Annotated in this window: 13 protein-coding genes and 1 pseudogene; 9 read left to right on the top strand and 5 right to left on the bottom strand. The window is 60.0% G+C overall.

The window, feature by feature from the left end; all coding sequences use genetic code 11:
* Positions 1-101 precede the first annotated feature (101 nt).
* The 3 genes and pseudogenes from ASF89_RS15230 (at position 102) to ASF89_RS16005 (ending at position 2,862) form a co-directional block, all read left to right on the top strand.
* Entirely contained in the window at positions 102-980 is an 879-nt protein-coding gene (locus ASF89_RS15230) for a TniB family NTP-binding protein (RefSeq protein WP_162240671.1), read from the top strand.
* Position 981: 1 nt separating this feature from the next.
* Positions 982-1,401, top strand: a pseudogene (locus ASF89_RS16255) (TniQ family protein); the annotation flags it as partial.
* A gap of 399 nt (positions 1,402-1,800) precedes the next feature.
* Positions 1,801-2,862, top strand: a complete 1,062-nt coding sequence (locus ASF89_RS16005) for a hypothetical protein (RefSeq protein WP_235483944.1) — start codon at positions 1,801-1,803, stop codon at positions 2,860-2,862.
* Between the two features lie 141 nt (positions 2,863-3,003).
* On the opposite strand, the gene ASF89_RS15540 is transcribed toward ASF89_RS16005, so the two are convergent.
* Positions 3,004-3,483, bottom strand: a complete 480-nt coding sequence (locus tag ASF89_RS15540) for an HNH endonuclease (protein ID WP_156463272.1) — start codon at positions 3,481-3,483, stop codon at positions 3,004-3,006.
* A 741-nt stretch (positions 3,484-4,224) separates the two neighbouring features.
* Here ASF89_RS15540 and ASF89_RS15220 point away from each other — a divergent pair.
* Positions 4,225-5,430 (top strand): 26S protease regulatory subunit, encoded by a 1,206-nt coding sequence (locus ASF89_RS15220; protein ID WP_156463271.1) that lies wholly within the window; start codon positions 4,225-4,227, stop codon positions 5,428-5,430.
* A complete protein-coding gene (locus ASF89_RS15535) occupies positions 5,427-6,677 on the top strand; it encodes a hypothetical protein (protein ID WP_156463270.1) in 1,251 nt (416 codons plus the stop codon). The genes ASF89_RS15220 and ASF89_RS15535 overlap by 4 nt, the downstream gene beginning before the upstream one ends.
* A gap of 763 nt (positions 6,678-7,440) precedes the next feature.
* Here the strand turns inward: ASF89_RS15535 and ASF89_RS16250 are convergent.
* The gene (locus ASF89_RS16250; protein WP_082489680.1) at positions 7,441-7,656 is read right to left on the bottom strand and encodes a type IV toxin-antitoxin system AbiEi family antitoxin domain-containing protein; all 216 of its coding nucleotides are present in this window, start codon (positions 7,654-7,656) and stop codon (positions 7,441-7,443) included.
* Positions 7,657-8,610: 954 nt separating this feature from the next.
* Between ASF89_RS16250 and ASF89_RS00675 the strand changes: the two genes are divergently transcribed.
* Positions 8,611-9,102: a sugar phosphate isomerase/epimerase gene (locus ASF89_RS00675; RefSeq protein WP_235483943.1), complete on the top strand. Its 492-nt coding sequence runs from the start codon at positions 8,611-8,613 to the stop codon at positions 9,100-9,102.
* A 129-nt stretch (positions 9,103-9,231) separates the two neighbouring features.
* Here the strand turns inward: ASF89_RS00675 and ASF89_RS15530 are convergent, their stop codons facing one another.
* The 3 genes from ASF89_RS15530 to ASF89_RS15200 form a co-directional block, all read right to left on the bottom strand.
* Positions 9,232-10,317 (bottom strand): hypothetical protein, encoded by a 1,086-nt coding sequence (locus ASF89_RS15530; protein ID WP_156463269.1) that lies wholly within the window; start codon positions 10,315-10,317, stop codon positions 9,232-9,234.
* Between the two features lie 1,078 nt (positions 10,318-11,395).
* On the bottom strand, positions 11,396-11,941 hold the full coding sequence (locus ASF89_RS00665) for a hypothetical protein (protein ID WP_156463268.1): 546 nt from the start codon (positions 11,939-11,941) through the stop codon (positions 11,396-11,398).
* Between the two features lie 34 nt (positions 11,942-11,975).
* Entirely contained in the window at positions 11,976-13,073 is a 1,098-nt protein-coding gene (locus ASF89_RS15200) for a helix-turn-helix domain-containing protein (protein ID WP_082489677.1), read from the bottom strand.
* A 499-nt stretch (positions 13,074-13,572) separates the two neighbouring features.
* Here ASF89_RS15200 and ASF89_RS16245 point away from each other — a divergent pair, with 499 nt between their 5' ends.
* Genes ASF89_RS16245 through ASF89_RS15190 form a run of 3 tightly spaced genes read left to right on the top strand, consistent with a single transcriptional unit; the run spans position 13,573 to position 18,486 of the window.
* Entirely contained in the window at positions 13,573-14,766 is a 1,194-nt protein-coding gene (locus ASF89_RS16245) for a TnsA-like heteromeric transposase endonuclease subunit (RefSeq protein ID WP_082489676.1), read from the top strand.
* Entirely contained in the window at positions 14,705-15,535 is an 831-nt protein-coding gene (locus ASF89_RS15195) for a Hachiman antiphage defense system protein HamA (RefSeq protein WP_082489675.1), read from the top strand. Before ASF89_RS16245 ends, ASF89_RS15195 begins: the two co-directional genes overlap by 62 nt.
* Positions 15,532-18,486 (top strand): DEAD/DEAH box helicase, encoded by a 2,955-nt coding sequence (locus ASF89_RS15190; RefSeq protein WP_156463267.1) that lies wholly within the window; start codon positions 15,532-15,534, stop codon positions 18,484-18,486. The genes ASF89_RS15195 and ASF89_RS15190 overlap by 4 nt, the downstream gene beginning before the upstream one ends.
* The last annotated feature ends 104 nt before the right edge of the window (positions 18,487-18,590 follow it).

The following is an 18,590-nucleotide window of genomic DNA, read 5'->3' as shown; positions in this document are numbered from 1 at the left end:
TGCCACAGATCCACAGCCGTTCCGCGTTGGAGCGGCTCTCAGATCGCGAAAAACGCGCCGACCTACGGGCCCGCAACGCATGGCACGCGAACCCTCCTTTCATGCTGACCGACGAGCACAACCGTCTCGTAGACGCTCTAAACAGTCACGTGAACACGAACCGCGACATGGCCGGCCAGCGACTGGGTTTCTGGGTCGACGCTGAATCATCCACCGGTAAGACCACGTCGGTCATGGAATGGGCTCATGGCTTTTATCGCAATCGAGTTCAGGAACTCGTCGACGAGACAGGGTCCGACCTCTGGAATGGCAACGTATATGTCCCCTTCGCCTGCATGACCCTCTCGGAGCGACCCACACCGCGAACCATCAACCAGGACCTCAGCCATTTTTTTCCCGGACCGCCGGCCACGAGAAGTCTGACGTCGGCAGAGTATGCCATAAACGCCATCCGCCTCATGGAGAAGTGCGGAACTGAGGTACTACTAATCGACGACGCACATTCACTTGCTAATCGATGGGGCAATACCGACGCGACAAGTCTGCATCTCAAGTACTTGATGTCCCGGTCGAAGGTGACCCTCGTGCTCGTCAGCGCTGACGACCGCAAGCGGGCTCGCCTCATGGAAGAAGGCGTAGAAACCGTGGACTACGACGGTCAACTAAAGCACCGCTTCGTCCCCTACAAAATGAATCGGTTCCAGAAAGGTACACCTCAGTGGAGAAAGGCCGTGGCGTCCATAGCTGTCCGGATGGCGCTATCGGAGTTCGACCGTGACGCTTTCGTGGCGCGTCGCGACCTACTTTTCGACCTATCAGGAGGCTTCTTGGGGAGCATTTGGCTCATCGTTCGCCTGGCAGCGGAACGTGCCATCAGGACGGGTATCGAAGACCTCACGGAACCCTTACTCCTCCAAGTTCATCGTGACTGGTCAGCAACGGAACGTTACACGCCCCCTCTAGGCGGGAGGGCCGTTTAGTATGAAGTCGGTGCGGCCACTTGCGGCGAGGCCGGAACCCGGATACCGGGAACTGATCGACAGCTACATTGACAGGCTTGCTCATCTGCACGACACGAGCCGTCGCGACTTGCTGTACTACCTTGGCCTGACGAAGCGGGAGGTTGATCGCGACTCGCTTACTTTTGGAGTAGGCCTACCAGAAGAGTTCGCAACCGGTTTGTCCCACGCTCTTCGAATTCCAGAAGGTCGACTGCACGAAATGACGATGCAGAGCTACCATCTTCGTGCTCTTCGTGTCGCACCTGACCTGTCGCAGATCGCGACAGCCCTCTGGGGACAGTCCGGTCACATTCGTTACTGCCCGGAGTGCCTCGACGAAACGAAAGGCGAATGGCAGAGCGGTTGGCGGCTGTGCTGGGAATTCGCCTGCTTGAAACATTCACTACTTCTCCGAGACGGCTGTTCGTCATGCGGAAACCTCATCCCCCCGCAGCCGGTCCTACCGTCTGTGGCCCGTGAGCCCTGGACGTGCATGGCGAGCTTCAGGACCCACCGTCGGTGCTCGGCCGATCTCCGCGCCACATGGCGAGAAAGACTCCCTCCTGATCACCCGATCCTCCAAACACAAGCCGAGATTCTGGCTCTAATCGAGGGTGGATCTTCTGATGCCGAAGTCTGGGGCTTCCTTCAAGACCTCCGTGCGATCGCCGTGGGCTTGGAGCACTTTGATTCAAACGACCTCCTCGGCCAAGAGACGCAAGTAGTGTCATCAGCTTTTCTTGGACTCCGACCTCCCTCGGGCCGCAAGGGAGCATCAGCACCGACGGACAGCCTCTGGATGGCCGGCGTATCGACATATGCGCTCCACGCGATGCGCGGAGGCGACAAGGGTGACTCCAACCGCCTCCTGTCACCCATCGTCTCCCACCTGCGCGGCATGGCACGCGAGACGACCCCGTCCGCGATCTTCGCTTACCTGGGCGACACATCGGAGAACCTCAGACGAGAACTAACCAGAGATCTGGATCCTGAGCTTGCCTGGCTTGATCGCCTGAGGTTCTACACCTGCACGAATAATCCCTCGAGGCCTAGCGTCACCGAAAGCGAGATCGATCAACGAGCACGTTGGACACCCGCACTGATGTGGCCCAGCTGGTCGATTCGACTCAGCGCACCATGGGATAAGCACCCCGAGGCCTACCGACGCGCTCTGGCTTCAGCTCTCCTCCTGCCCGGGGCGCCGAGCAGACACATAGTGCGCCTTCGAACCAAGCTAGGGGAAGCGCCCAAGAAACTGCGGTGGACTAAGTACTTCGACGCCGGCGATGACCGAACCCGGGATGTCCTCCGCGAGCTGTGCTCTCTCGCGGACCTTCTGGACAAGAACGGCAGCCCGATCGACTATGCCCGCAGGCGAGGGATCGATTACGACGGGCTCCTCGCCCAGCATGCATGGCAAGAGCTGGCAAGTGCCGACGGAATAACGTCACGCTCCTTCCTTTGGGATGCCTGGTGGGCGGAGCAGTACTTGATCGCACGCGTTTCGGGTGGCGTAGGTACGGAGTCGCAGCAACCAGGACGTGCCAGCCAGTACCACGATCAACTTCGTCGCCGAATGAGCCTCGAAACGCAGCAAGCTCTCGATGCTGTAGCCCTGAAGTTCCTCCTCGACCGTGGCATCAAGGGGGAACCTGTCCTTTGGGAACCGGCACTTCCGGTGTCGCTACCCCAAGGCCTAAGCGAAGTGATTTCCGGAGGGTCTATCCTCGACAACCTCTGGGCCGCTATGTCTCAGGGCAAATCGATTCGTGCACTGGCACCCACACTTGGGTTGTCCGAGTCCGCTGTAGACCTCCTCGTGGACCTCCACCGGCCCTCGCGCAAAGTCCTCGGCGATTAGCGGTCCACAGGACGGCGTGGGCTCACCGGTACAGCCAGCTCTTTATGGTCTCAACGTGATGGGAACCTTCCCCCTCGTCCAGTGAACTCGCTTAGAGGCCGCAGCAGGGACTAGGTGATGGCATTCGAGGCCGGCTTCTGATCAGCCTTCAGAAGCGGCTCCGATCTGAGAATGCGCTTCGCCCCGGGCGGTCAGTCGGGCAGGATCGTGACCTCCTGCACGCTGGTGGCCACCGCGACACCGGCGACGACGATCCTCGGTGACTTCGCGGACTCTAAGCTCGTGCTCGGCCTTCTTCGTACGGAGGAAATCGACCGAATAGTCGGCCCGATGAAATCTTGAATCAATCCGCTGGTGGCAGTCGTGACACAGCAAGAGAAGGTTCTCTTCATCGGATCGTTCCTTGGCCGTGAGTTCGGAATCGCCACGAGGAGAATTGGCGCCTTCGGATGCGCCGACGTTGTGTGCAACTTCACCGACGTTGATGTCGTGCCAGAACGTGGTGTCGTCGATCACCGATCGGGCACAAAGGACGCATCTGCCCGCAGACTTGCCCCACAGCCTCTCGCGCACCGATGGTGCGATCGCAGTCCGCGCTACTGTGCTGTCTCGGACTTCCATGTGCCCCCCCCAAGTCGATCACTCGATGCTATGGGCAGAAGCCAACATTCGGTGAGGTAACCTCACAACGTGGTCAAGTCTCAATAGCACTGAAGGGTGCGAAGCCCGTTCTCGGACACTTAGAGCACGAGACCTTGCGCTCAAATTGGAGCGCTGCACCTTGGGGGCTTGGCTTCTCCAGTTCCCCTAGGGCTTCCCCGAGGGAAGCCAGTCTGAGCATCGAGCTGCATAGGTCCCCGGGACGGGCGTGGTTTGGTGGCGGACGACTTGGTCGCTGGCGTCGCTCGACTCATTCGATACCTTTGGGTGCGAGGGCCACTTCAGCGATGAAACGCAAGACAACAGGTGATGTGTAGAAAAATATCCCTCTTGACCAGGACATTCTGTCCACTGCAATGGACGCTCGGACCCTACAGTTGTTGTCAGCGGCACGCACAACGTGTCTCCCGGCCGCGCAAGTCGTCTCCTCTTCGTAAAAGTGACAAGTTGTATGGCCGGTCACGTTTCAAACAGCATTGCTAAACCCCCAAGCTCGCTGTCAAGTCCGGCGTTCGAGTGCACTTCGTCGTCGACGTTGCAGTGGCAGTGCAGTAGTCCCAACTGATGCAGTGGAGAATGACGAGATTGCGGCGACGACTTACCGCTCATGCGTTGCTTGGCCCATCTCACCCATACGTATTTCGAAGGGGCCCATTATCGTGCGGTGTGAACTCGTGCCCGAGAGAGAGCCAGAGCTAAGTCGTGACTGAAGCCTTCGAAGAGGGTTACTTCGTCCGCGTGCTGTCCTGTCTTGGACGGATTGCTCAAGTCGAGAACGCCCTCGGAGCTGTCTTTCCCCTCCAGCTTCCCAGGGGCCTTCGCGATTTGGAGCCGGGCGTGGCTCTTCAGCTTCTAGCCGGACAGGCCACCCTTGCCGACGAATCCCTCTGGCCTAGTCGGGGCAGAGTGCTCAGGGTGGTTTCCGTAGACGGCGATTTGGCTTTCGCCAATCAGGCGACTGCACCCTTCGCGCTGAAAAACACGGCCGGTTTGGACGTGGCGGCAGGAACCCTTGTTCGCATCAATCCGCTTGGCGAGATCGTGGCCGTCATCGACGAGGGAGAGGCCAAGGGCAACGAGGCGAAGTCAGACTCTCAAAGCGAGGAGTTCGCTGCGCATGCGGAGAGCCTTCTCGAGACCGTGTCCTCGGGTCTGACCTGGTCAGACTTCGGTGGCAGCCCAGACTTGGTGGCCGATGCCAGGGAGTTGGTAGAGCTGCACCTCCTTCAGGCTGACACCTTGACCGGCATGGGAGGTAAACCGACGAGGGGTGTCATCTTCGAGGGTCCTCCAGGCACAGGGAAGACGTTCCTCGGCAAGATCATGGCTAGCGAGGCCGAAGCGAAGATCTTCGTTATCAGCGGGCCCAGCCTGGTGGGAAAGTACGTTGGCGAGAGTGAAGGCCGTCTGAATGCCCTATACGAGGCGGCAGCGGAACAGGCACCTGCGATTGTCTTCATCGACGAATTGGACAGCATCGCCTCAAGTCGGGGTCCGCAATCTCACGACTACGCGGACCGACTTGTAGCGGCCCTGCTGGTCAACATGGACGGGTTCAAGTCCCATGAACGGGTACTGACAATAGGTACGACGAACCAGGTTGACGAGATTGACCCAGCACTGCGCCGGCCCGGGCGTTTCTCCTACTCTCTGCACTTCGACGCCGGAAACGAAAAAGGGCGGGTAGCCGTTCTTACCGCATTGGCCCGGCGACATGACCTTCTCCAAAATCTACCCCTCGCAGAAGTCGCAGCCCGAACCCCTGACTGGACCCCAGCTCAGCTTGAAGAGCTATTCACGATCGCGGCTGTCCGAGCTGTACGTGCACGTCGATCAAGGATTGCGGCAGTGGACTTGCTGAGCGCAGTCCAATTCGCAACGGCCCGTCAACAGGATGGAACAAAATGACCTTTGCTAGCTGGCGAAAAGCACGAGCCGAGCGCCGGCGCCGCGAGACTGAGAGGACGCGCGTCGCGGAGAATCTCGAAAAACGGCTCAAGGCAGATTCGAGTTTGCGCCAGTTCGTCTACCTTGACGCCGTAGCTCTTCGCAGCCTCATGGCTTCACGCTACGGGCCGGAGGAAACACGAACCGTTGAGAACATTTCGTCTAGCCATGACTTTTCCGTCGAAGGCACCATCAGTTCTGGAATTCCGACCCTGTACTCGGCGGACGTGTCAGGTAAGTACGGATCGTCGACGTCCAAAGGCTCTGAAGTTGAACGCCAAGCAACGCTGCAGTCACTGTTCCGGTACTTTTTGGCCGGCGAGAGGTCCCGGCTGGCATGGGACGCGGGTTCAGATATGGCTCAGGGGCTGCCCGCTGGTGGGGCCTTAAAGCGAGGCGACCTCATTGAGGTCCCAGTGGATCTTGACGCCGACCCGCTGCTGAAGATCTCGACCTTTTTCAACGATTTTTCTCAACTGGCCCAAGAGGGTGTCTCTCCTCACGGCCAGACATTCGAGACAACAGAGATGGCCGGGATCGCAAAACTGCTGGGCCGGCTCGCGCGCGGCACCATTCCGATCAAGGCTCCGATCCCGGGCTTCACCGCCCGAGACGGCGAGATCGTGTTCGGTTCGTCCAGCGAGCCTCCGCTCCATCTCGTCGCTCAGACAGAAGAGTCGTCGTTCTGGGTGAACCCCACGCGCGTGCTCTTCGGAAAGCGTCGCTTCCTTGTGTTGGCCCGAGTTGTTGAACCCAAGGTACGGCCTACGTGGTCTGCGGCCCGGCTTTTCGACTCGATGGAGCAAGTCGCGGAACCGCTGAAGAAGGCTCTCGATCCTCTCTTGTTCCAGATCGAACAGCAGAGTTTTCCTGCGCCATCAGTGCAACCCCTCATCGCCGATCTCCTTGTCTCATTTGGCAAGAAAATCGGCCTGGAGGGTGACCAGGTCTTGGAGGATTGCGCCCATCTGATTGGAGGGCAGCGGCGCCTCACTCCTGGTTCCGCAGACGCAGCCGACGCTATGGAAGCGTTGGTCGCTCGAGCAGCGGCAGCAGGCATAGACGTCGACGGGGATTCGTCGGCGGAGGCGCAGCTGGCGACTCTGGAGGAGTTTGCTCCAAGTGCAGGGTCTCAACTAGGCCAGCTTGAGAAGCCTCTTGCGACATCGCATCACCTCGAAGTGGAAATTCTCGCTATCTACTGGTAGCCCGTTGTCATTGCGGCACGTCTAGTTTGAGCCGCAGTTCCCCGGGTTAGCTTCGCAAGCGTGCGGTTGATGGGGGGCGAGAAGGGAATGAATACCTTTTCTTGCTTAGGTAGCGATGTCGGCTCAAGATGCGTTGATTCGCGAAGTCGGGTGTAGTGCTTCGCTGCATTCAGGAGCCTCTCGAGACTGGGCACCGCGACTGGCAGCGATGCGGCCAAGGAGGGCAAACCTGCGACGAACTGATTGACGAAGGCCTCCGTTCCTGGCAATGTCCTCCCTGCTGACAGGACACGATCAAGTGCGCGACTGGCTTGTGACACGGGGTCCATCCTGCAGTGAGCGTGAGGCGCGCAAGAGCACCAGCCCCGTCTCCAGCGCGCTGTCCGGAATGTTCCGCATGAGGGGCAAGCAATTCCCCCAGGCGAGTTGGGGCGAGATCACGATCCCCCCGCAATGCATCCTGGAGCGCGTCGGCAGCGATGGAGATGTCGCCCTCGTCGCTCAGCAAAGCGACGATGGTCCGCTCACGTGTTGTGACGGGCAGGCCGTCGACGACCTCGACGTCACGAGGATCGAGTGGGCGCCAGGAGTAGGCGATGGTTCCCGTCGTGTTCTGCCGGCGGTTGGGGACAATCATTCGGTATGAGGCTGGGCAGACGTCGCCTATGCCATGGTCCATGGCAGCGGCCGCCGAGGCCACCACGGCGTCTGGACGAAGTGATGAGGTCCGGTCTGGTGCCAACGCTCCAGGATTCGTCGACAGTCATGACGCACGGATCGTGTCAAGAGGGTTCGACGGTGCCGCAACAAGTCGGTAAACCCCGTACTCGTCTGTTCGTTCTAGCACGCCCGTCCTGACGCGATGAGCCAAGTTTGCTCGGGCAACGCCCTGCACACGCGCCTGCGCCGTCGTGATCATGCCCCACTGTGTCGCGGCGATGTCAGCGAAGCGCTGGGTCACAGAGGTCTCAGCCGTCATGCTTGAAGCGTGTAGCTGTCGTACACGCTTGAAGTAACCCAAGTCCCTGCACCAGACATAGCTTTGAACTTGAGCCAAGAGCACGCCAGGCGATCACGACGGGAGAGTCATGGAGGCTGCGATCAGGTCCCGCGTCACATTTCGAAGGTCAGCGGTCAGGAAGTGGCGCGGACGTGAGTGGTCTACGGTCCCGAGAGCTTGCTTGCCGTCGTTCGCCGTGTATGTCACAGCATGAATGACCGCGTTCCTCCGCCTTAAGGCTGGGCGCCCGCTTGTGCTTATCCAGGCCTGTTGATCCGATCGCGCTTCACGCTCGGCCAGTCTCTCCAGCTCGGATATGGCCTGTCCCGGTGTCGCCTTGAACGGCGCGTCCGATGCAGCGCCTTGGTAATTGTTGATCGCATCACGCACGCCGGCGTGGAGGCGAGCTGCTGCCCAGGCCACACGTCCCCGCTCCACGAGAAGATCAGGGTCTGAGGGCATCGAATTGACGTAGTCGTCTCGGAGAGGGTTCACGAGCCAAGGTTGTCACTGCGCTGGAAGATCTGGTCCGCTGGCAGCCATGGGCTCCGCGTTCCTGCTTGCATGGAACGACTATTCGGTCGCCATCGTCTTTCTGAAGTCCGACCCTGTCTTCACTCTTCCGCTGGGCCTGCAATCGTTCTTCCAACAGAACGCAACCGACTGGGGGTCAGTCATGGCCGCGTCGGTGCTCATGATGCTCCCGCCAATCGTCATCTTCGCGGTCCTGAGCCGGGGCCCAGCCCTCTTCCGGCCCAGCCCTTCGAGGGACGGTAGAAGCGGTGCGACAGAGCGCTGCCAGTCCGGTCGGAACAGTGCGAGCGGCGATCATCGGAACAGGAATGATCGCTGGAGTTCACGCACAAGCGATTCAAGCCTCCTACGGTCAGATCACAGGCATTCTCGGGCGCAATCAGGCTCGATCTGCGGACAGTGCCGCTGAGCTACGAGAACTGCGTGAAGGAGGGGTGGCATCCGGACGGCTACCCAGGCAACATCGCGTACTCACCGGAGTTGTGGGAATGGGTCACGGGCTTAGGCTTTGGTCTCAACTGGGACCCGTCGCACCTGACGTGGACAGGAATTGACCCGCTCGAGACCATTCTCCCCTTCGCTCAGCGCATCGTTCACGCCCAGGAAAAAGACTTTGAAGTCTTCCCGCGAGACCGCAATCAATACGGGTTCTTTGGCAAGGTCGAGAAGGGGAATGACCCGTGGGACATGGGCTGTTGGCGCTTTCGTGTCCCAGGTCGCGGCGTTGTGGACTGGCCTCGTGTCGGTGACAGGCTTTACGAAGCCGGCTTCGATGGCACGTTTTCGGTCGAACACGAGGATCCGCTTTGGGGTGGCGAGGACGAAAAGATTCTGGAGGGCCTTCGGATCGCACATCGGAGCCTGCGGCCTCTCATTGCCGAAGAGAGGTAGTGCCATGTTCTGCGCTGGTGGACGGCCCAGCGCAGAGGACGAGGTTGCTCTGGCCGAGCCCGCAGCGGTGGCAGGCCAAGCACCCTTGTGCCGCCGCCAGGCACGGTTGCAGCCCTGCGCGATGAGGAATCAGGTCGGCCACCGGAGGGAATCGAAGATCTGGCCCGCCAGGCTGGCGAGATTAGGAGGCGTCTCCTGGGTCACCCACAGGGTTACAAGGGCGACGCCGAGCGAGACAAGAGACACGCCAGTCGCTAGCCGCTGGGCGCGGCGGGCGTCCAAAGACGCTCCCAGGGACGCCGCAGTGCTGAGGACATCCCGGTACCTCGCGTCAAAGGCGACAATCTCTTTCGCCAGCTGCTTCTGGCGATCCCTATCGGACTTGTTAAGGTCGACCCGCTCGAAGGCAGACCGGCCAGCTTCGGCGTCGAGTTTTTTTACCGCCGGCGTGTAATCAAGGTGAAATTGCGGCTCTCGCTCGCGCCAGTGTTGATTGTTATACGTCTCAATGTCTTCTTCAAGCCGCGCAAGGTCGAGACTCGTGGTGAGCGTCCGATCTCGCAGGCGCTTCAGGTCTCGACTACTAGTCCCGCCGTGCAGCTCTCGCGCGTTGTCGTACGCGATGGATGCGTTGCTGCGGAGCTGATCAAGCAGTGCCGTGAGACCAGTGCGCGTGAAGTAGTCGGTCATCTCTTCGCCGACGAAGTAACCTGCGTCAGCAACGCTGGCATCCTCAGTCCCCACCGCCAAATCAGGCACGGCCGACGAATTACCCCACAGTGTCCAGGTGTTGGGGGCGATCTTGGGAGCCCATTCCGTCCGGCCTGGCGGGTGCAGCTGGAGGCCAGGAAGCTGGTCGCTAGCTATGTTGAAGGGCGAATTGACCTCCACGCCACAAGCCCGAGGTGCATCATTCTTGTCGGATTGTGCGTCGTCATCCGACCAATGCTTTGCTACTTCAAAGAAGAGCAGATCGAAGAGAGGATGGACTTCCTTGGACCGCGCAAATGCCCCGGGGAGATTGCTGCCCATCCACTGGCGAAGCTCGTGATGCAGGGCCGTTCGTGCTGTCTGAACACGGTCGTACAGGACGAACCGTGGGCCTTGCGACACGGAGGACCTCCCCTCCCGCTTGATTAGAGCGGCACGATGGAGTTTATGCAGCTCGCCATTGAGACGATCCGCGACTGAGGCTTCTAGGGTGAAGTTTGCCACGACGGCCGTCAGGCCATTTTCGATCGAAACGCCCAGTAGTTCGATGGCCCGAACATCCTTTGGGAGGTTCGCTCGCTGGGAATCGATAAACGCAAACTTGGCCTTGAACGGAACCAGGGTGGCTATGCGCCACCACGTCTGACCTTGGCCGGATCGGGAAGACAACAGAGTGCGAGCGCCCCCGGGGCGTGTCCCAACCCTCGCACCGTCCCAGCCCGACCGGCGCATCGCCCGGTAGAGCTGAGGGACGCTACTAGCCGTGAAGTACTCGACTATCCAGACGTTGGGAATGGACACTCTTTCCGCGGGCGGAACCGTGATCCGCTCGAACCGTCTCGGCGCGTTCTCGCGACGCCGCTCTCGGGTGACGTGAACTTGGAATAGAAATCCGGACGCTGCCCCTATTCGAAGGCGCCAGCGAGTCGGAAGGCGACGAGCCAGCCTGGGTGAGTGAAACGGGCTGAGGAACCGGTACGGGAGGTCGTACCATCGGGCGCCGTGTCCGATCGGACGGCCCCGCGCTCGAGATTGTTCGTCGCCCACGTGGCTGCTCCCGGTGGCGGGAGCCGGCGGGCTCGTCTGCGGGGGGCCCTGGGGTCGCTGGGCTCTGCGGGTGCTCATGACATATACGAGTCTGCCAGCAGGACGCGCGGTGGTTAGTGCGCTCCTAGCTGTGTCTTGTCCATTGGGCCATCACGGGGCCCTCGTGCCTAGTACCGGTCAAGCTCCTCGTTGCCGTGGCCCATCCTTGGTCGCGGGTTCACCGCTCAGGGGCACAGGTCAGACGGTCTCGGCTTCCCTGACACCTGTTGGTTGCTTCAGACTATTGATGGTGCAGCAGCCCCCTCCTCCTGCGGGGCCAGCCCTCGCCTAAAAGGTCGGACAATGGCCGTTCTGGCCAAACGATCGAATTACGTGAGGGGGCGGCGGCAGGGCCGTAAGCCTCCCAGTCGCCGTCAGATCACCCTGGAATTAGCGGCACTCACGCCCGTCAGCAGAACATGAAAAACTATAAATCTATAGTTCTCAACGCACCCCATTCGGGTGCAGTCGACTCGGTGACGACGCGACTTCCCAGCTACGAGACGCCCGATTTCTGCGGACTCCTGTTTTGAGAGCCCTGCCGCAGTACCCGATGGAACCGGTTGATGCTGATTCTCTTGCGCCGCTGGGCAACGAGCGTATCGATGTGTGCCTCGGCCAGCTCCTGGGTGAGGTATTCGACTTTCACGGCAAGGGCAAGTAGGTCGGTTGTCGTGTAGACCTTGATGGGCAGATCCTCGTTCACGATGTATTGCTTGGCTCCCTCATCGTCGGTTATGAAGGTCGCGCCATGAATGCGCCGGTTCGTGATGACTGCGATCGTTTCCGCTTCGCCCAAACTCTTCGTTGGTTTGTCGAGGGGGTCAGCGATGCTCTGGCGGATGAGTCGGGCCTCGCGAGTCTCGAATGGCTCGAGGAGAATGGGGTCGGGCATGAATTCGAATGCCTGATCAATTCCGATGTATAGACCCGTGCGGTACGAGTCCTCGCATTCGGCTTCAACTGCGCCTACCCACTGGCCTTGGCCACGCAGGAGTCGCTTGAGCAAACCCATTTCGCCGATGATGGCGAAGTTGATCATGACGGTGTTGTCAGGAAAATACACGGCTATGCAGTCAATCGACCTTCAGGCCGAACGCCGCGGCGAGGTCGTCCATGTCGGGGAAGCTCTCGGAGGCGTCGTCTTCCCGCTGCTCATCGTCGGTCCCTGATTCGAAGGGGGCACCGAGCATCCATTCGAGTGTGCGCGCGCTCTTCGGCTTGCCTTCGTGGGCAGCGATGAGTCGAACGGGAAACCGTCGAGCAGCCGCTTCCTGTAGGCGTTCGGCAACGGGGTCATCGAACACCGACTGGCCGAGTATGTGCTTCCGGGCCAGAGCGGGTGTCTTCAGGTTCGTTGCCGGCGTCGCGAGCCTGAGGAACGCGAGCCGACGTTGCAGCGCATCGACTGAAACGCCTGCGTGCCAGACGTAATCTGCTAGCTGCGCTTCAGTGACCTGCTCCCACGCGGTGCGACGCAATGCCGAGGCGGGAAGCAGTAGCTCAGCCGCATATTTATGGGCAGCGTTTTCCGCAGAACTTCCAAGGTTGCCATCTGTGGAAAACGCGCCTGAAGCTATGTGCTCAAGTTCGTGTGCGATCGTCCAATTCTGGCGTGCCCAGAAAGCCTCCGTAGGGACAACGATCACTACGGCATTCGGCAGCTTCAGTGACAGCCCGGAAGATCCGGGCAAGTCAGCCTTGATGACGTCGATCCCGAATGTGCGCTCAACAGCGTCGGCGAAGTGCCGCGGCCATGTCGGGCCGAACTCGAGTTCTAGTAACTGGCGGGCCTCGCGGGGGTCGCTCGGCACATCCCGCCGATTGGGCCATTCCGTCAATGCGCCCGCCTGCTCGTATGCCTGGGCGACGCCGCGCACCGTTGCAGCTACGGTCTCGGACCTGTCCAGGACGTAAGAGCCGTTGCCGAGATAGTCATGACGGGCGGCTACCTGAACTGGGAACGGCTCTTCACCGAGCAGTATCCAGTCGACCGAGGTCTGCAACTCCTGCGCGAGGGCGATCAGCTCACGGCCCGCGAGTCCGCGCTTTCCGTTCATCACCCGAGACAAGGCGGATCGATCCATAGAGATTCGGCGGGCGAGTTCGTTCTGCGAGGTACCTGGGTGGACCTCTTCCCATCGCTGCAGGAGACGGGTACCTAGTTCGCTCATGTTGCCAGTGTAATCGAGGTGTTGTGAAAATCACATCAGGAGGCGTATGGTTCTCCTCCGCCTGGAGCGAACGATGGTGTCGACAGGTGACGACGTAGAGACCGCTCCGGCCCCCTCCTGGTTCGTGCGAACACCAGCCTGCTTAGCGAGTGGCCTATGCGCACGGCGGGTCAGCTGCACGGCGAGACGGGGCTCACCGCTGTCCGTTCGCCGATTCACTCAAGCCACGACCATGGCTCGAAGCTTTTCGTGCCAGGTGGGCTCGTGAACTTCGAGCATCCGCCTGTAGGCGGGGGCGCCGTTTGGTGCAAGTACCCACTGTCGTAGGGGTGGCCGGACTCAGGAAGTAATGTCGAATTGACTGCAGACCTAACGCTTTCGAACGAAAAGCGCGTGGCCGTTGCTGGCGACTGGCACAGCAACCGTCTAGGGGTGCGCAGTGCTCTAAGCCGTCTAAACCGTGACGCTCCAGGCGCCCACACAGTCCTGCACCTGATCGATGACTGCTTTCGAGAGCACGCCGAAACCTGCGGGCTTGGAATCGTCGGTTGGGAGGCGGACCTTGCCTTCTGTGTCGCCACCGACGAGGGTGCCGGCCTGGGCGGGGGAACGAGGCCCCGAATTGGTGCGCCGGACCCGACGTCTGTCTCAGCGCGGCAAGACAACCAACGAGCACGCCACAGACGATGACCCCTTGCGCGAGCTGACGGAGCACTTCGCCATGCCGTTGCGCCCGCTAAGGGACGACGCCCGATCGTTCGGCGACCTTGAACGGACGACGGCGCGTATCCGAGTGAATCGTCCATCTTGGGGACAGCGACGCCTCAAGTTCTCGGCGTTAGACAAGATCGCCTCCCCCCACGTCTCGTTCACACTCAACGGCACAAGCGTCACGACACGCAAAGCGAGCGAGGTGGACTCGTCCGTCTTCACGCGTGCGTACCCCATGCGTGACTTCGCCCGTCGCCTGAACCAACAAAATCACCCCACTGCGCCCTGGGTCGAGACGATGGCTCATCTGATCGGTGCGGAATCGCACCATGAGGGCGCCTTCTATCTCCTGGCTGACTTTCATCCCCTCGTCACGCTCATCGCGGGGCAGCCCTTCACATTGTCGTGGCCCAAGGGTGGGACGCTTCAAAGCCACACGCCCGATTGCCTCCTTGCCAGTTCGTCCCATCCCCGGTCCCTCGTCGTCGATGTCAAAGATCCCGTTGAACGGGCGGGCGAAAAGTGGCGCGCCCGGGAGGCTTTCGTGGCGCGGACCTGCGCCGACATGGGCTTGGCCTACATGGTCTGGTCGGGGCTGCCGCGACGATTCCGCCGAAACCTAGAAAACCTCGCCGAAGCCCGGGTGCCCGAGCCCTCACTCGAGGCGTGGGGACCCGCTGCTCGCGAGTTCGCGCGACACGGTAAGAGCCTGAGGGCTGTGGCCATGGAACTCGATTCGCGGGGGTACCAGTACACATGGGCCCTGACCCTCGTTCGTCGCTTGCTCTGGCTTCACGATCTCGAGACGGACCTCGGCAAGCCTCTGGAATTGGACTCAGAGATCTGCTCGCTTCAGTCAAGGACCGATAGCCTCGGCCGAGGGGCGCACTCGGTCGACGACGGGCGCCAGAGGGGAATCGATGAAACACGTGGATATCGACTTGGCTTCTGCCAAGTCGTTGTTTGTCACCTCCCAGGATGATCCCTACGTCTTGATTGAGATTAGCGATCAAGCCAGTGACGACCTCATCCAGATGTTGCCTTCCGCGTTTCGCCAGTTCTATGTCGATGACGACGAACTGGAGCGCGCACACGTCGCCATGCAGCTGCCAAAGAGTGATCTGGTCAAGCTCAAACTTCCTGACCCTGGATCGACAATGTCTGGCGATTTTGGCGAGATGCTGACTTCGGTCATGCAGGCTGCTCTCCAGCACCCCGGCGCGATTGTCGATCCCAAAAAGTGGCGATACAAGCAAGACCGAAAAATGCCCGCGCCAAAGTCCGATGTCGTGCAGTTTGTTCTCCCGTCGTGGCCTGATTCGTCAGAGCAAGATCAGCTGTTCTGCGCGGAAGTCAAGACGAAGGCGACGAGTAAAAAATCGACACCTGTCGAAGATGCCATCAAAGACTCGAAGAAGGATCAAGGCGGGCGTCTCGCTTCGACTCTGGTGTGGCTCCGTGAGCGATCTATCTTCCACACAGAGGTCGAGCTTGTGGCTCAAATCAATAGGTTTATTCACGCAGATGCCCATCCTCAGGCCGAACTAAGCTACCGTGCCGTGGCTGTCATCAGTGCGGATCTGGTTGCTCAAGAAGTTGCTGGGGTCACTGCTGAGACGCTTGCTGGGGCGACCCTCATTGTCGTGTCCGTGCCTGAACTGAAACAAACATATTCAGCCGTCTTCCAAGCCATTTCTGAGACCGTCGCGGTAGTTGCAACAACCGCCGCGGCAGGGACGGTTGAAGCGTGAGGGGGACCCTTCGTAGCTGGATTGTGGAGGCTCAAATTGAACAGACTGCCGATGACTTCGCCCTTGATGCGTCCACTGGGCAACTCGACTTCTCTGAGCGCCGGCGGATGGACCTGTACATCGCCCTGGTGGGTAAACTTTTCGACCTCATCAGATCGATCGACGGTGAGCCACGTGACTACGCCACGGTGGCGAATGCGCTTGAGGTTGAGGCGCGCCGCCTGACAGGCACGAACAAGAACGATGCGCACTTCTTCTCTGCCGTGGCCTTTTTCATGGGCGGATACTCGGCGTCGGCCTACTTAGCAATGCAGCGGGTGCGTCCTCGTGCCCTGACTTTGCCTCGTGCGCGGGCTACCTTCGACCTAGTTACAAGGCCGCGCGTGATCAAAAGCACCCGAGTGCGCGACCTCCTCGACTTGATCCGATCAGGTAAGCCAGGACAGATCTCGGCATCTGCTGAAAAGGCACGATTAGTCGCGGACAACGTCATCGACGAGGGGCCCGAGGCGTGGATTAGCCGCTACTTGTACGGCAAGGTTCTCGGCCGGCTAACGCAAACCAATGTTCGGGCAGTGCTTCCCGATGGCCACTCGCAAGTTTGGGACCCGCTCGTTGCTTCCTTCCTTGAGCGACGCCCTCCTGTGTGGGATTTTTTCCCCTCGCAGATCCAAGCCATCGAGTCGGGGCTTCTCACGAGCGCGGAGAGTTTCTCACTGCAAATGCCGACAGGCGCCGGAAAGACAGCGTTGATGGAGACGTTGATTTTCAGCCACCTTGCCCAAGCGCCCGAAGACCTTGTTGTTCTACTCGTTCCATTTCGGGCGCTCGCCCGTGAACTCCGAACGACTTTGGCGGCGCGCCTCAGCCGAGTTGGGCTGAAGACGCGGACCGTCTACGGAGGTTCGGTTCCTACGGATGACGAGCGGAGAGACATTGACTCGCTCAGCGTTATCGTGGCGACGCCGGAGTCCTTCATCGGGCTGCTTGGGGCGCAACCCGATCTGCTTGGACGAGTCAGCCTTGTTGTTTGTGACGAGGGCCATCTACTGGATTCCGATGGACGAGGGATCGCGCTAGAGCTTTTGCTAGCTCGCCTTCAGCGGGCTCATGCTGCCCCACGGACCGTTTTCCTGTCGGCTGTCGTGCCCAATATCGAGGAAATCAATGAATGGCTTGGAGGTTCGCCGGATTCCGTCGTTCGGAGCACCTTTCGTCCATCGGAGATTGAGTACGCCGTACTTCGGGGTCGCGGTAAAGGGGCGAAGGCGATCGTCGATCTCGAGCTGGCCGAGATCGACACCGCACTACCAGTTCATACCTTGGAAAACTTCCTTGAGCCGCGGGACTTTACGTACTTGAACCTTGAGACGAACAGGTTAAAAACTCACCCATACGATTCGTTCAAGGCCAGGTCCATAGGAGCGGCTCGAAAGGCTCTCAGACTGGGGGCCGTTGCTGTATTTACCACGGCCAAAAGCGGTACCCAGGGTGTCGTCGCCCTATCTAAAGAGCTTCTCCTGCAGTTGGAGCGTGCTCTGCCTCTTCCGGAGCCGATCGACTTTGCAGTGAGGCCGAACTCACTGGAGGTTGTTCACGACTATCTCAGTCGGGAATTTGGTGTCGAGTGGGTGGGCACCAAGATGATCAAAGCGGGAGCTGTCATGCACCACGGCGACTTGCCGCAAGAGACCCGCGAAATCTTGGAACAGCTTCTTGAGACAGGCCAATCGCCGCTGGTCGTCTGCACGTCTACGTTGGCGGAAGGCGTAAACCTCCCTCTGCGAACCATCGTGTTGAACTCAGTTCGCCGGCGAACCAAGGATGCAGAGTTTCCGATGCTGGCGAGAGATATCAAGAATCTCGTTGGACGAGTCGGGCGTCCCGGGAGCGCTACACGCGGTCTCGTCATCTGCGCCAACGCTAATCAGTGGGAAGAGGTGAAGCCTGTCGCGGAGGGGCAGACAGGCGAACCGGTTTATGGAGCCCTGATTCAGATTATTCGTGAGCTTGGATCGCGTCTTGCAACTAGTGGCGTGCTTCTGGACAATGTGCTCCTCGAGGATCAGCCCGAGCTTTTTCCCCTCGTCGACGGCCTCGACCAGACGTTGATCGAACTCATGAGCGAGGAGATAGGTGAGGCAGAGTTCGACGAAGCCGTAGGCGCCCTGGCTGCTTCGACGTTCGCGTCACTTCAGGCCTCCGCACAAGAGAGCCAGCTGCTCTCAACGGTTTTCCGGCTTCGCGGAACCCGCCTGCAGGAACATCGAGAGTCCGGACGGCTTACATGGTTTCGGGAAACAGGCGCTAGCCCAAGGCTGTTTGACAGCGTGCTTACTAGCCTCAGGCCGCGGATCGCTGACTGGTCGTTGATCACGTCGCCGACCGACAACGATCTCCTATCGGGGTTCTGCAATTGGGCTTTTGCGCGGCCGGAATATCTGCAAGCCGTGGACTCAGCGTTTCACACTTCCGACAACCCGCACATTGATGAAGTGCGGTCAATCATTGACAGTTGGATGAGGGGAGCCACCTATTCCGAGATGGCTGAAGCGGCGGGTCTAGACATGGATCTTTGTCTCAGAGTGCATGCCAGCGTTGTCTTGTACACCCTCGTCACTCTCGCAGAGCAAGCGATGGCCATTGTCGAACGACTACTTGAGGCAGAGGGTCTGGGTATGGGAGACCCCGCAAGGAACTTTAGCCAGTATCTACTTCACGGTGTTGCGACACGAGGCGCGCTAGAACTGATGAATGTCGGCGTGCGACACCGCCGGGCAGGCATTCTCCTGGGAGCAGATCCTCAAGAAGGTGACGTGTTCAGCATCCTGATCGACGCGGTCTCGCTTGCTAGGACCAGGTTGGAAGAATCGACAAGCTGGTCAAGTGCCCTCGGGCCTCTCGTGCACTCACGAACGCGTCGGGATTTGGGCTTACCCGAGACGCCATAAGCCCGCGGGTGTCCCTTGATCTAATGCTCCTATAAGCGTCCAGCGGCGCTACTGTCGACTTTCCAGATCAAGGCGGAGGTTCATTCGAGCCAGATCGTGAAAAA

The organism is Frigoribacterium sp. Leaf172 (assembly GCF_001424285.1).
Classification (GTDB): Bacteria; Actinomycetota; Actinomycetes; order Actinomycetales; family Microbacteriaceae; genus Frigoribacterium.
This window is presented reverse-complemented; position numbering and strand designations above follow the sequence as displayed.